The 13,899-nt window shown below is 61.9% G+C and carries 10 protein-coding genes and 2 pseudogenes; 5 read left to right on the forward strand and 7 right to left on the reverse strand.

Going from position 1 to position 13,899, the window contains the following annotated elements; genetic code table 11:
* The 4 genes and pseudogenes from PQR42_RS00005 to PQR42_RS00020 all read right to left on the reverse strand — a co-directional run.
* Window positions 1–138, reverse strand: a pseudogene (locus PQR42_RS00005) (helix-turn-helix domain-containing protein); the annotation flags it as partial.
* A 373-nt stretch (window positions 139–511) separates the two neighbouring features.
* A complete protein-coding gene (locus tag PQR42_RS00010) occupies window positions 512–1,033 on the reverse strand; it encodes a 6,7-dimethyl-8-ribityllumazine synthase (protein WP_408217476.1) in 522 nt (173 codons plus the stop codon).
* 26 nt (window positions 1,034–1,059) lie between these two features.
* Window positions 1,060–2,202: an alkene reductase gene (locus tag PQR42_RS00015; protein ID WP_408385154.1), complete on the reverse strand. Its 1,143-nt coding sequence runs from the start codon at window positions 2,200–2,202 to the stop codon at window positions 1,060–1,062.
* A 70-nt stretch (window positions 2,203–2,272) separates the two neighbouring features.
* Window positions 2,273–3,721 (reverse strand): aldehyde dehydrogenase family protein, encoded by a 1,449-nt coding sequence (locus PQR42_RS00020; protein WP_408385151.1) that lies wholly within the window; start codon window positions 3,719–3,721, stop codon window positions 2,273–2,275.
* Between the two features lie 215 nt (window positions 3,722–3,936).
* On the opposite strand from PQR42_RS00020, the pseudogene PQR42_RS00025 reads away from it, so the two are divergent.
* Window positions 3,937–4,236: pseudogene (locus PQR42_RS00025) on the forward strand (MFS transporter); the annotation flags it as partial.
* A gap of 17 nt (window positions 4,237–4,253) precedes the next feature.
* On the opposite strand, the gene PQR42_RS00030 reads toward PQR42_RS00025, so the two are convergent.
* A complete protein-coding gene (locus PQR42_RS00030; RefSeq protein WP_408385149.1) occupies window positions 4,254–4,910 on the reverse strand; it encodes a FadR/GntR family transcriptional regulator in 657 nt (218 codons plus the stop codon).
* A 231-nt stretch (window positions 4,911–5,141) separates the two neighbouring features.
* Here PQR42_RS00030 and PQR42_RS00035 point away from each other — a divergent pair, with 231 nt between their 5' ends.
* Genes PQR42_RS00035 through PQR42_RS00050 form a run of 4 tightly spaced genes read left to right on the forward strand, consistent with a single transcriptional unit; the run spans window position 5,142 to window position 10,245 of the window.
* Entirely contained in the window at window positions 5,142–6,926 is a 1,785-nt protein-coding gene (locus PQR42_RS00035) for a gamma-glutamyltransferase family protein (RefSeq protein ID WP_408385147.1), read from the forward strand.
* 48 nt (window positions 6,927–6,974) lie between these two features.
* Complete coding sequence (locus PQR42_RS00040; RefSeq protein ID WP_408385145.1) at window positions 6,975–8,387, forward strand: MFS transporter; 1,413 nt, start codon at window positions 6,975–6,977, stop codon at window positions 8,385–8,387.
* A 33-nt stretch (window positions 8,388–8,420) separates the two neighbouring features.
* A complete protein-coding gene (locus tag PQR42_RS00045) occupies window positions 8,421–8,975 on the forward strand; it encodes a GAF domain-containing protein (RefSeq protein WP_408385142.1) in 555 nt (184 codons plus the stop codon).
* Between the two features lies 1 nt (window position 8,976).
* On the forward strand, window positions 8,977–10,245 hold the full coding sequence (locus tag PQR42_RS00050) for an MFS transporter (protein WP_408385140.1): 1,269 nt from the start codon (window positions 8,977–8,979) through the stop codon (window positions 10,243–10,245).
* 26 nt (window positions 10,246–10,271) lie between these two features.
* On the opposite strand, the gene PQR42_RS00055 is transcribed toward PQR42_RS00050, so the two are convergent.
* Together PQR42_RS00055 and PQR42_RS00060 are read right to left on the reverse strand one after the other, a co-directional pair.
* Window positions 10,272–11,237 carry an LLM class oxidoreductase gene (locus tag PQR42_RS00055; protein ID WP_408385138.1) on the reverse strand — a complete coding sequence of 322 codons (966 nt, stop codon included), beginning with the start codon at window positions 11,235–11,237 and terminating at the stop codon, window positions 10,272–10,274.
* Window positions 11,238–11,296: 59 nt separating this feature from the next.
* On the reverse strand, window positions 11,297–13,672 hold the full coding sequence (locus tag PQR42_RS00060) for a DNA polymerase II (protein WP_408217502.1): 2,376 nt from the start codon (window positions 13,670–13,672) through the stop codon (window positions 11,297–11,299).
* Window positions 13,673–13,899: the final 227 nt, after the last annotated feature.

Raw genomic sequence — 13,899 nt, forward strand, 5'->3', positions numbered from 1 at the left:
TGTGAGCTTGCGCGTGCTGCGGTGAAACAGACGCACACCCAGCCGTTGCTCCACCGCGTCAAGATGCTTTGTCGCCATGGCGGGCGACAGGCCGAGTTGCCGGGCGGCCGCGGAGAGGCTTCCGGCAGTAGCTGCACGCTGCCAGGTGCGATTGTTGGTTTTGCGAAATAGTGCCGTACAGTTCGGTTCCTTTTATGTTGGTGTGCTGGGAAACCTGATAGGAAAAGGTGTCTTGTTCATCAAACGCATCGGATTTATTTCTGCAGGCGCCTATCAATTCCAGTCGGGTGCCGGCCTTGGCGGACTTGAACGTGTCGAACGGCCCAAGCTGCAGGTTCGATCTGCCCCGCTACCCAAGGCTCCGGTCGTAAGGGCACAAGAGCCCCAAACCTCTGCAGCGAGGGCGGCCACTCCGGTGCCAGCACTGCTCACTCGCGGACAGAAGGCTGGGAAACGTTCTGACTGACAAATGCGGCGGCCGCTCGCGTGCGGTCGCCGTTTCCTTCCTCCCTCAGCCCGCTTGTGCTGCCGGCGCGCACTCGTGCGAGTTGCGCAATGCAGCGATCGTTTCCACTGTCTGGATGCAGGCGCGAGCGACCTCGGCGCCTTTCACTTCGAAGTGTGCGAGGAAGAAATTCATGTGCTCCTCCGAGCTGTGGAAGTGATGCGGTGTCAACACGGCGGACAGGACCGGTGTTCCGGTTTCCAGTTGCACCTGCATCAGTCCGGAGATGACTGCCTGACCCACGAATTCGTGGCGATAGATCCCGCCGTCAACGACGAGCCCGGCGCAGACCACCGCCGCATACTTGCCGCTCTTCGCAAGAATTTTAGCCTGCAGTGGAATTTCGAATGCTCCGGCAACTTCGAAGAAATCGCAGTCCGATTCGGCATAGCCAGCCTGAGCAAGTTCCGCGATGAACGAGGTTCGACAACGATCGACGATGTCTTTATGCCAGCATGCCTCTACGAAGGCGATGCGCCGGGAGCGCGATGAAGATGGTGTGTGAGTCGCAGTGTGAGAATTTAACATGGCGTGCTTTGCTGGTGAATGGTCGCTTACGGCGCAAGCGCACCTTCTTTCGCCGTTGTCGCGGCGCCGCTCCAGTTCGGGTAATCGCCGTATCCGCGTTCGGTGCCGCCAAACAACGTACTGCCGTCGAAGCCGGCAAGCGGCAAGCCCTCGGCCAGGCGGCGAGGAAAGTCGGGGTTCGCGACGAACGGGCGGCCGAAGGCGATCAGGTCCGCATAGCCGTGCGACAGAACCCACTCGGCGCGGGTCGAGTCGTACTTACCGGCAACAATGACTGGGCGCGTAAAACGTTCGCGGATGGCCTTGCGGAATGTTTCGGAAAACTGAGGAGCGTCGTCCCAGTCGGCTTCGACGAGATGCAGATAGGCGATGCCGCGCGCTTGCAGAAACTCGGTCGCTTCGAGAATCGTCGGCAGGATGTCCGGACAGTCCATGCCGCGGGCGGTCAGGAACGGCGCGAGACGGATGGCAGTGCGCTCCGCGCCAACTTCGTCGGCCACGGCGTTGACCACGTCCTTCAGAAAGCGCAGCCGGTTTTCACGCGAACCACCGTATTCGTCGGTGCGTGTGTTGGAGGTCGTCCGCAGGAACTGGTCGACGAGATAGCCGTTCGCGCCGTGAATTTCCACACCGTCGAAACCTGCGTCTATCGCGTTACGCGCTGCGCGACGGAAGTCGGCCACGACATCCCGGATTTCATCGATGGACAACGCGCGCGGCGTCGGACACGCGACCATTGCGCCTACGCCCGTCGTCGGATCCACCTTCCAGATCTGGCCGTCAAAGGGAATGGCGGACGGCGCGACAGGCAGTTCGCCGTCATGGAAGTCCGGATGCGACATACGCCCCACGTGCCACAGTTGCAGGAATATCCGGCCGCCGGCGGCGTGAACCGCATCGGTGACGAGACGCCATCCCGCGACCTGCGCGGCGCTGTAAATCCCCGGCGTGAACGAATAGCCCTTGCCCTGCGGAGAAATCTGCGTGGCCTCGGTGACGATCAATGCGGCCGATGCGCGCTGCGCATAGTAGCGCGCCATCATCGCGTTGGGCACGTCGCCCGGCTGTGTGCTGCGCGAGCGTGTCATCGGCGCCATGACGACGCGGTGCGGGAGTTGGAACTGTGAAACAACGGTCGGCGTGAAGAGTGACGAAGCGGTGGACGCCATGGGGGAAATCTCCGGATGCGTTAGGTAATGAGGAGTGGCGGTCTTTCCGTTGCCGGTGTCGCCGTTTCTGTCACGCGCGGTGGAAGACCTGAAGGATCTGCTTGTACTCGAGGAAGTCGTCGATGCCGGCGAGGCCGCCGAGCCGGCCCTGGCCGCTGTTCTTGAGGCCGCCCTCCTCGAATTCGACCTGCATGCCCGCCCACTCGTTGATGCAAATATGGCCGGCGTCGAGCTGACGCGCCACGCGGATCGGCCGGTCCGCGTCTCGCGTCCAGATGCAAGCGCTCAGGCCATACTCGCTATCGTTGGCTAGTGCGATGGCTTCGTCTTCCGTGTCGAACACCTGAAGCGTCTGCACCGGACCGAACACTTCGTCGCGCGAGATGGCAAGACCCGACGCGGGCACTTCCAGCAGCGTGGGGCGGTAAAAGGCGCCTGCTGCGAGTGGCCCTTCGACAATCGGGCCGCCTCGCACGATGGCTGTCGCGCCTTCCGCCAGCGCGGCCACGACCATCCGGTCGACCCGCTCAACCGACGCGCGGTCGATGAGCGGGCCCATCTGGCTTGATGCATCGGCGGATGCACCGGGCTGCACAGCGGCGAGTCGTTCCGCCAGCAGGTCCTTGAACTGCTCCGCGATTCCGCTCTGAACCAGAATGCGGCTGCCCGTCACACAGAACTGACCTGCGAACACGGTGGACGATGCCGCGATGGTCGGCACCGCCTGTGCGAGATCCGCGTCGTCGAAAACCAGATGCGGCGTCTTTCCGCCAAGTTCGAGCCCGACCCGCTTGAAACGGGCGGCAGCTGCCGTGGCGATTGCACGTCCGGTTGAGGTGCTGCCCGTGAAGCTGATGACCGGGACATCGAGTGATTCAACGAGAAACTTCGCGCCGTCCGCACCGCTTTCGACGAACAGATTGATTGTCCCGCGGGGAATTTCCGGCACGCTCGCGAGTATCTCGGCCGAAAGCCGCGCGGTCTGCGCCGCCTGGGCCGGCAGCTTGACGACTGCGGTGCAGCCTGCCGCGAGCGCGGGCGCCAGCGCGCGGATCAGCAGATAGGCCGGCGAATTCCATGGCACGATCAGCCCCGCCACGCCCACCGGCTGGCGGAGCACCATCGACTGTGTTCCGGGGCGCGGCTCCGACACGCGCCCGTATGTATGCAACGCGAGGCCGGACGCAAACCGCAGCGCGCGCACGATCTGCATGGCTTCAAAACCGGCTTCGACTTTGGGCTTGCCGTTTTCGGTCGAGAGGCAGTCGATGATGTCCTGGGCACGTTGCTCGTAGGCATCGGCGAGATGGCTCAGCGCGGTCGCGCGCTTCATCGGATCGACTTTCCAGTCGGTCTCGAGAAAGGTCCTACGGGCGGCCGCGACGGCGCGCTTCGCTTCGTCGAGTCCGCCGTCAAAATACGATGCGAATGCCTGGCCGGTTGCCGGGTCGATGCTTTCCCGGGGTGTGCCGGTTTCCAGCCATTCTCCGTTTATCCAGTGAGTTGCCTGTCGTTCCACGAAAAGTCCTGTTGCTAGGTTGCGAGTCGACTGAGACTATCTTCGTCCCGGCAGTGCGATAAGCGGGTCATGGGAAAAAACAGTTTTAATCGGCGGTGAGAAGCGCACCGGTGCGCTTGAGCGGACGAAGCGCAGCAACCAGATCTGATCGTGAGGATCTTTACCAGCCCAACGACAGCGCGATCGCGTCAGTATCCGCGCGCGCGGGTCCGGTGTTGCTGGTGAGTCTCGGCGTCTGCCTGACGCTCGCGGGCAACATCATTTCGTACAGCTTCCACGCGTATCAGACGGAGCTTTTTCCGACCAGCATTCGGGCGCGCGCGGTGGGCTTCGTCTATTCGTGGAGTCGCTTCTCGGCGATCTTCACGGCCTTTCTGATTGCAGCGGTGTTGAAGCACTTCGGCACTAGCGGCGTGTTCGTGTTCATCGCCGGGGCGATGCTGATCGTGATGCTGGCGATTGGATTGATGGGGCCGCGCACGAAGGGGATTGAGTTGGAGAAGATCTCCCAATAACCTGGCCTTCGCGAAAATCAGTTCACGTTACCCGATGCGCGCCCCTGAACACTCAGCAGATGCTCGCGCATGCACCGGGCCGCCGTCTCTCCATCACGGGCCTTCATGGCATTGACGATAGCCTGATGCTGCTGGGCGAAATACTGCCGGGTCTCCTGGGCGACCGTCTTCTCACGCACGTCCGGTTTTACGCGCATGCCGTTGATGACTTCCATCAGCGCGATGAGTGCGGGATTGCGGGTGGCCTGGCCGATCAGCAAGTGAAAGCGATGATCCCATTGTTGCCACTCTTCGTCGTTTTTCGCCGCAGCGTTTTTGCGTGCGCACTTTTCCAGTTCCAGCAGATCGTCCCAACTGGCTTTCGTAGCGGCGAGTTCCGCGAGAGCGGGCTCGAACAGCAGCCGCATTTCGGCGATATCCGCCGGACTGGTCCCCGCGCGCAGTCCACGCAGCGTGGGACCGAACTTCAGCGGCCGCGCGCCCAGATAGGTGCCGCGCCCGACACCGCGCCAGACCCGGCCTGACGCCTCCAGCGAAGCCAGCACCGAGCGCAGTTCCCTTCGACTGACGCCAAGGTCTTCGGCCAGCTTTCTTTCAGGCGGCAACGCGTCGCCGTCCTTGAGTTGATGGTCGGCGATATAGCCGAGTAACCCTTCCAGTACGGTTTTTTCCAATTTCTTCGCTAGAACCAATGATCATTGGTTCAAACCATAGCAGAATTAGCACGCCGTGACGCGCAGTTTACAGAAAACTTTTTGACTCGGTATATTGCAAGGAGATTTCGGGTTAGCATCAAGTGAAACTGATTGGTTTCAGCAGTATCTTTGTCGTTTGTTTAACCCGTACCTATGGTGATTGGTTCACCCAACAGTTACCAGTCACCCGCGATCGCAAAGGAGCAGCGCATGTCGTTCACAACCCGCCCGGAACTGATCGGCACATTCGGCATGGTGGCTTCCACGCACTGGCTCGCCAGCGCATCGGCCATGGCCGTGCTCGAGAAAGGCGGTAACGCATTCGATGCGGCGGCCGCCGCCGGTTTTGTTCTGCAGATCGTCGAGCCGCATCTGAACGGTCCGGGCGGTGAACTGCCGGTCGTGTTCTACAGCGCGCGCGAAGACCGCGTGCGTGTGCTTTGCGGGCAGGGCGTGACGCCCGCGGCCATGACCATCGAGCGCATGCGGAAGTTAGGGTTGGAAGTCGTTCCGGGTACGGGATTGTTGCCTGCCGTGGTGCCCGGTGCATTCGGCGCATGGATGGCCATGCTGCGCGATTACGGCCAGTTGCCGCTCGAGGACGTGCTGAGTTATGCGATCGGGTATGCGGAAAACGGCTATCCGGTGCTGCCTCGCATGACGTCATCGATCCTCGCCATCAAGGATTTCTTCCGGACCGAATGGCCGACTTCGGCCGAGCAATGGCTGCGCGACGGCGATGCACCAATGCCGAACCAGCTATTCGCCAATCCGGCCATTGCCAACACCTACAAGCGCATTCTGCGAGAAGCGAATACCCGGCGTGACCGCGGCGAACAGTGCGAACGCGCCCGCGAGGTCTTTTATCGCGGCTTCGTGGCTGACGCCATCGACCAGTATTTTGGTTCGACGGCCGTTCTCGACACGTCGGGCCAGCGCAACCGCGGCCTGCTCGATGCTGGCGACCTCGCTCGCTGGGAACCGTCCTATGAAGACCCCGTGTCGTACGACTATGGGGATCTCCGTGTCCACAAGACCGGTCCGTGGGGCCAGGGGCCGATGTTCCTGCAGCAGCTCGCGCTGCTCAAGGGCTTCGATCTCGCGGCCATGGACCCGATGGGACCGGACTTCGTCCATACGATCATCGAATGCTCGAAGCTCGCGTTCGCCGATCGCGAGGTGTTTTACGGCGACCCTGCGTTCGCCCATGTGCCAATGGATGTGCTGCTGAGCGACGCGTACAACAACGAACGTCGCCGGCTGATCGATCCGCACCGGGCGTCACTTGAATTCCGTCCCGGCAGGCTGGGCGACAGCGAGCAGCGCGCCGCGCGCATCATGGCATTGGCTGGCAAGGAACAATCCGGCGGCTTTGGCCAGGGCGAGCCGACCTTCGCCCCGTTGCCCGAACTGCGAGGCGATACGGTTCATCTCGATGTCGTCGACCGCTGGGGCAACATGGTGTCGGCCACGCCGTCGGGCGGCTGGCTGCAGGCATCGCCGGCGGTGCCCGGTCTCGGCTTCAACGTCACCACGCGCGCGCAGATGTTCTGGATGGAAGAAGGCTTGCCCTCATCGCTCGGACCGGCGCGCCGTCCGCGCACGACACTGTCGCCGACGCTCGTCACCCGCGCGGGCAAACCCTATGCGGCGTTCGGCACGCCCGGTGGCGACCAGCAGGATCAATGGTCGCTCCAGCTATTCCTCAAACACGTGCACGCCGGCATGAATTTTCAGGCAGCCGCGGATTCGCCCTCGTTCCAGACTGCTCACTTTCCAGGTTCGTTCTACCCGCGCGCAATGCATCTCGGCAAGATGTCCGCCGAGTCCCGTTTCCCGGAAAGCACCATCGCCGAGTTACGCGCGCGTGGGCACGACCTGACCGTGGCCGAACCGTGGGCGCTGGGGCGGGTCTGCGCGGTCGGGATCAGAAACGGTCTGATGCGTGGCGCAGCGACGCCGCGCCAGATGCAGGCCTATGCGGTCGGGCGATAACGTCGGCATGGCGGAGATCGTGTCCATTCCTTCAAGGAGAAAGTTACCGTGTCTGCCGTAGCCGCTCGTCTTGAAAGACTTCCGTTATCGGGCTTTCATCGCAAACTCCTGCTCATTGGTGGTTTGGGATATCTGTTCGATGGACTCGATTCATCGTCACTCGCATTCCTGTTGCCGGTCGTGAGCAAGCTGTGGCACCTGACGAGCGCCGAGACCGGCCTCGTTGCGAGCAGCACCTATATCGGTTACTTCTTCGGGGCTTTCCTGTCGGGCGTATTCGCCGATCTGATCGGCCGTCGCCGCATCATGATGACGGCGCTGGCAATCTACTGTGTCGCGTCGCTCGCGAGTGCCGCCGCTACGGACTGGCACACGTTCTTCGCGTTGCGCATCGTCGCGGGATTTGGTTCTGGCGCGGAGACCGTGGTGATCGCGCCGTTCCTTGCGGAATTCGTGCCGCGTCGTTACAGGGGCATGTTTTGCGGCGCGCTGGTCGGCTTCATGTCGTTCGGTTATCTGAGTTCGTCTATCCTCGGCTTCGTCGTGGTGCGAAATTTTGTCGATGGCTGGCGCTATCTGGCCGTGGTGACGTCGTTGCCCGTCGTCATGCTGCTGTGGTGGCGCAGGACGCTGCCTGAGTCGCCACGATGGCTCGAGAGCCAGGGGCGAACGGATGAAGCGAACCGCATCGTGAGCACGATCGAGTCATGGTTTGCCGACAAAGGCATTCATCTTCCGCCTGTCGCCTCCGTCGGCATGCTTTCCGCATCGCCACGTGCAAGCGGTAGCGCATTGCAGAACGTGCTGACGTTGTGGTCGCCGCGACTCGCGCGCACCACGGCAGTCAGTTGGCTGATGTGGTTCTCGGTTGCATTCGCGTACTACTCGTTCTTCTCCTGGATTCCGAGCTTGCTCCTCAAAGAGGGGCTCACCATGACGAAGAGCTTCGGCTATTCCATCGCGATCTATGGGGCGCAGATTCCGGGGTATTTCTCGGCCGCATGGCTCAATGAACGGATCGGCCGGAAGGCCGTGGTCGCATCCTACATGCTGCTGGGGGGCATCGCGGCGATTGCGCTTGCGTTCTCTCACACGGGAATCGGGATCATGGTCGCGGGCATATGCCTGTCGTTCTTCATGAATGGCGCGTTCGCAGGCGTGTATGCGTACACCCCCGAAGTATTCCCGACTGCGGTGCGCACGACTGGCACCGGATCGTCTTCATCGTTCGGCCGCATCGGCTCGGTGAGCGCGCCGATTCTGGTCGGGCTCGTCTATCCCGTGCTCGGATTCCTGGGCGTGTTCGCGATGACCACGACAGTTCTGCTCATCGGGGCCTGCGTGGTTTTCTTCCTGGGTATCGAGACTCGCAACCGCTCGCTCGAAGACATCGAGGCCGAGGAGCTCGGACGCACGCAGGATGTTCGAGGCCCGCTCAATTCCACTGAAATACACGGCTGAATGCCGTGATTTGCCAACTTTCCCATACAGACGATGCAAGGCAACCGGATCGAAACTGCGCCGCCAACCCCGCAAGCGCTGGACATATCGAACCTTGAGCATCTCGCGAAGGCCATGCGGCTCACGGGGCAGCCGATGGCGATTTTCCGTGCGGTGCATGAGGTGGCGGCAAGCGCAATCGGCTTCAGCCTGTTCACGATCATGTCCTACGACGCGCAAAACCAGGAGGTGGAGCGCGTCTATACGAACATGCCCGATGTCTATCCGGTCGGCGGGCGCAAGAAAAAGCACGGCACCCCGTGGGCCCGACAGATACTGCACGATCTCAAGCCATTTCGCGCGGAGACGCCGCAAGGCATTCGCGAAGCGTTCGACGATCACACCGTGATGACCGAGATGGGTCTCGGATCGATACTGAATATCCCGATCGCGTACGACGGCGTGTGCATCGGCACGATGAACCTGACGCATCAGGAGAGGTGGTACACGACGAGACATGAAGAGTTGGGATTGCTGATCGGTTCCTTCCTGGCTCCCGCTCTCATTTCGCGCCAGACGATATCCGCCAACAGCTTGACGCCTCTCTGACATGACCACTACCCATCGTGTTGCAACCGCGTCATCGGTGAGCCAAACCTCCGAATCGCAGGGACGCTGGCTGCTTGTTTTCATTCTCGGCTATCTTGCGCTCATGGCGGATGGCGCCGATGTCATGATGTACGGCCTCACGCTGACGCGCATCAAGGACGACTTTGGATTGAGCAATGTCCAGGCCGGCGCATTGGGCAGCCTGACGTTGTTAGGCATGGCGGTCGGGGGGATTTTCGGCGGCTGGGCGAGCGATCGCATAGGGCGGGTGAGGGTGGTGGTCTGGGCGCTGGCGCTTTTTTCGCTCGGCGCGGGGCTGCTTGGGCTCACGCACAGCTTTCTGGAATTCGCGATCGTCCGCTTTATCAGTTCGTTGGGCATCGGCTCCATGGTGCTGGTCACTACGCTCGTTGCCGAATACGTCCCCACGGAACGGCGCTCGCTGATTCTGGGTGCATTGCAGACCGGCATTTCGGCCGGCTACATCGTCGTCATTGCGCTGAGCAGCTGGATATTGCCGCACTACGGTTGGCGCACCCTGTACTACGTGTCGGCGCTGCCTGTGGTGTTTGCTTTGGCGATCAAGTTCGCGGTGCCCGAGCCGGCTAGCTGGCGGGCGAGCCACGCCGTCGAGCGCACGAGCCAACGTCGATGGCGCGATAGCCGCTACCACGTGATTTTCAGCAATCGACAGACACGAACCCTGTTTATCCTGTGGACCCTGGCTTCGGTTTTCATTCTTTCCGGGTTCTATGGATTGAATAACTGGCTACCGACGTACCTCGAAAAAGAACTGCATATCAAGTTCAGCGCGCTGACTGGGTACATGATCGGCACTTACGTCGTCGCCTTCGTCGGCAAGATTTTCGCCGGCTGGCTGGGCGACCGCTGGAGCCGGCGTGGCGTGTATGTCCTCGGCTGCGTGGGCGCCGCGATTTTTCTGCCGGTGATCATCTTCTCGCATACGCGGGAGAACATTGCTGTGCTCATGCTTTTCTTCGGTTTTCTGTACGGCGTACCACTGGGCACGATTGGCACGTTCATGTCCGAGAGTTTCGCCACTTCCATCCGCGGCACTGCTGTGGGCGGCTCCTACAATCTGGGCCGCTTCTGCTCGGGCGCGGCGCCTATCGTCATCGGCTTCCTGGCCACGCAGTTCTCCATCGGTCTGGGCTTCCTCGTGGTCGGCGCGGTGTTCTTCCTGAGCGGCGTGACCGCGCTGTTCATCCCGGACCGCCTGTACGACACGGATCGTCCGTCCACACCGTGAGTCGAAGCAGGTGCACAACGCGCTTTCTATTTCTCTTGATGAAACTGCGGCAACACCTCGTCGGCGAGTTCATTGACGATCTCGGCGACGGGACGCTCCGACGACAGATTGAACGTCACATGATGTGTCCCGTCCGCGCGTAGCGCTTTGAGTATGTCGATCAACGCATGCCGGCCGGTCCGATAGCCAAGCGACACGGCCTGAGCCGGCTCATGCGGATCGCTGCTGAGTTCGAGCCGCATCGCGACACCGAACGCACGAAAGGCCTCGGGCGCCACGCGTTCGACGGCGGCGCGCCACATGCTGTAACGGGCACGCTGTGCGTCGGGTTCGCGATGATAGGTCATCCACCCCAGCGAATGGCGCGCGATCCAGTCGACGCTCTGACCGCCCGAACCCACTGCAAGCAGCGGCACCGCGTGCGAATTCTCGGGCAACAGCTGAAAGGTCGGCGCACCTTCAGGCGTGCGATCGGGAATCACGCGAGACGGTTCACCGAGCGCGGCGGCAACCGTCTCCCAGTGACTGCGATACAGTTCGCGCCGCTCCTCGGAATCTCGTCCGAATGCGGCATATTCCGGCGGACGGTCGCCGGAACCCAGACCCAGAATGAAGCGTCCGTGACTGAGCGTATCGACGGAGAGCGCTGCTTTGGCGATATGCAGCGGATGACGCAGCGTGAGCACAATGGCGCCGCTCACGAGCGCGATACGCCGCGTGTTCGCGGCGAGCGCGCCGAGCAACACCCACGGGTCGAGGTGGCCGACAGGGTCCGGGTAGTCCGCGCTGTTCAACGGGACGTCGCGTATCCAGAGCGCGCGAAAGCCGCGTTCGTCGGCAAGACGCGCGAGCGCCAGCTGCTCGTCGAAATCGGCCACGATGGTGCCGGTGCGCTGCATCGGCAGGGTGAGTCCGAGGCTGAGCGCACCGTCTGAAAACACGCGGTTCGCGGCGGTTTGCGCCTGATGTTGTAGCTCGCCTGCCGTTTTCAAATTCGACTCCCCTTCGCGCACGCGGCCTTTGACTCGATACGCTCGATGCTAGCACCGCCTCAGAACAACTGCTTTTGCCCTGACATCAAGGTCGTGAAGTCGTCGCGCAGCAGCGGCAGAATAGCGTCGGCGACGGGCTGCAATTGCCGCGTCAGATAGTGTTCGTAATCGATGGCCGAGCGCAGCGTTTCCAACGGCTCGGGTCCGGCAACCGTCATCACATAGCTGATCCAGCCGCCGTTCTGGTATTGCAGCGGGCGCCCTTGCCGCCGATTGAACTCGTCCGCCACACGCGCCGCGCGCACATGCGGCGGCACATTGCGCTCGTATTCTTCGAGCGGCCGGCGCAGGCGCTTGCGATACACGAGTTGATCGTCGAGCTTGCCTTCGAGCGTGTCACGCACATAGTCGCGCACATAGTCCTGATACGGCTGCTGCGTGAAAATGCGCCGATAGAGTTCCTGCTGAAACTGCTGCGCAAGCGGCGTCCAGTCGGTGCGTACCGTTTCGAGTCCTTTGTAGACGATGTCTTCGCTGCCGTCAGGCAAAACGGTGAGGCCGGCATAACGTTTTTTGCTGCCTTCCTCGGCGCCGCGAATCGTCGGCATGAAGAAGCGCCGATAGTGCCGCTCGAATTGCAGTTCGAGCGCACTGTCGAGCCCGAACCGTTCCTGCAGATTCTGCCGCCACCATGCATTGATATGCTCGACCAGCGCGCGGCCGATGCGGCTCGCGTCTTCCTCGCTGTGCGCGTGCTTCAACCACACGAAGGTCGAATCCGTGTCGCCGTAAATGACCTCGTAGCCTTCGCCCTGAATCAGTTCGCGCGTCGCATGCATGATTTCGTGGCCGCGCATGGTGATCGACGACGCGAGGCGCGGATCGAAGAAGCGGCAACCGGTCGATCCCAATACGCCGTAAAAGGCGTTCATGATGATCTTCAATGCCTGCGAAAGCGGCTTGTTGTTCTCGCGTTTCGCCGTTTCGCGGCCTTGCCATACTTGCCCGACGATCGACGGCAAACAATGGCGCGTGCGTGAGAAGCGCGCGCCGAGAAAGCCGGGCACCGACTGATCGTCGGCCGGATTCAGCATGCCTTCGACGAGGCCGACCGGATCGATCAGAAAGGTGCGAATGATGGACGGATACAGGCTCTTGTAGTCCAGCACGAGCACGGAATCGTAGAGACCGGGGCGCGAATCCATCACGAAGCCGCCGGGGCTCGCGGCGCCGGCCACGTCGCCGAGATTGGGCGCGACATAGCCTTGCCGATGCATGCGCGGCATATACAGATGCGTGAACGCGGCCACCGATCCGCCGCTGCGATCCGCCGGCAAACCGGTGACGCTCGCGCGTTCCAGCAGGAACGGCAGCAACTCCGTTTTGGCGAAGATGCGTGTGACCAGTTCGCAGTCTTTCAGGTTGTAGCGCGCGAGCGCGGGCTTGTCCTCGTCGAAGCGGCGCTGGATTTCGTCCATGCGCTGATACGGATTGTCGATCGCCTTGCCTTCGCCTAGCACTGAGCGCGCGACATGTTCGAGACTGAACGAAGGGAAACTCCACGTCGCGGAGCGCAGCGCCTCGATGCCGTCGATGATCAAGCGTCCCGCGGCGCCGGCAAAAAAATGGTTCTGCTTGAGTCCGTGCTCGCGCCATTCCATCACCGCACCGCCGCGCCCGAGCCGCAGCGGTACGCGATATTGTTCGGCATGCTGCTGCAGCACACGCAGATCGAACTGCACCAGATTCCAGCCGATGATCGCATCGGGATCGTGCCGCTCCATCCACGCGTTCAGTTTTTCCAGCAACTGTGCGCGCGATTCGCAGTATTCGAGGTCGAAGTCGAGCGTGCTCGCGTCGCCGTTGGGCGCCCCCAGCATATACACCTGGCGCTGTCCGCAACCTTCCAGCGCGATCGAATACAACTCGGCGTGAGCGCTGGTTTCGATATCGAGCGAGACCAGCTTCAAGGGCGGACGATAGCCGGTGACCGGCTTGAGTTCGCTGTTCAGGAGCGGGCCGCTCTTTCCGGTGTTCTGCGCGTCGCCGCCGAACCATACCGGCGCCGTGATGAAGCGCTCCATCATGTAGCGCTCGGGCGGAAAAATATCGGCTTCGTAGACGTCGACGCCGCCTTGTTTGAGGCGTTTTTCGAAGCCCGTCAATTGCCGGTACTGCGGGCAATAAAGTCCCATGACCGGCCGATGCTGAAAGTCGCACAGATCGAGCGTACGCAGATCGAGTGGCGCTTCGCGGCGCAGGATCGTTTCGGCGCGCTCGCGATGTTCGGCGGGAATGAACGCCACCGAAGGCTGAGGGCGCAAGCGCACGTGCCGCGGCCCGCTGTCCGTTGCCAGCCAGAAATCGACTTCCGTGCCGGCGGGCGTGTCCCGCCAATGTCGGGTCAAAATGAAACCCTGTTCAAGCTCAGTCAAACTGCCACCTCTAAAACCGGCGTGATCGCCTTGCGCGATTTTACCGCCATGCGCCGTGGGCCGTGACGCCATCCCCGAGCGTTGTCGCTCAGGCTCGTTGCGGTGCCCGCGTGCGGCCTTCCGGCACGCTGGATGCAACCGCGCCGCGCAGTCTGTATGATCGTGGTGCAGCGATTCCTTCCGGCGCACGCCATGCGCCGGTCAAGTCTACTAAGAGTGGAGTGAAC

The organism is Paraburkholderia sediminicola (assembly GCF_046027355.1).
GTDB classification, from domain to species: Bacteria; Pseudomonadota; Gammaproteobacteria; order Burkholderiales; family Burkholderiaceae; genus Paraburkholderia; species Paraburkholderia sediminicola_B.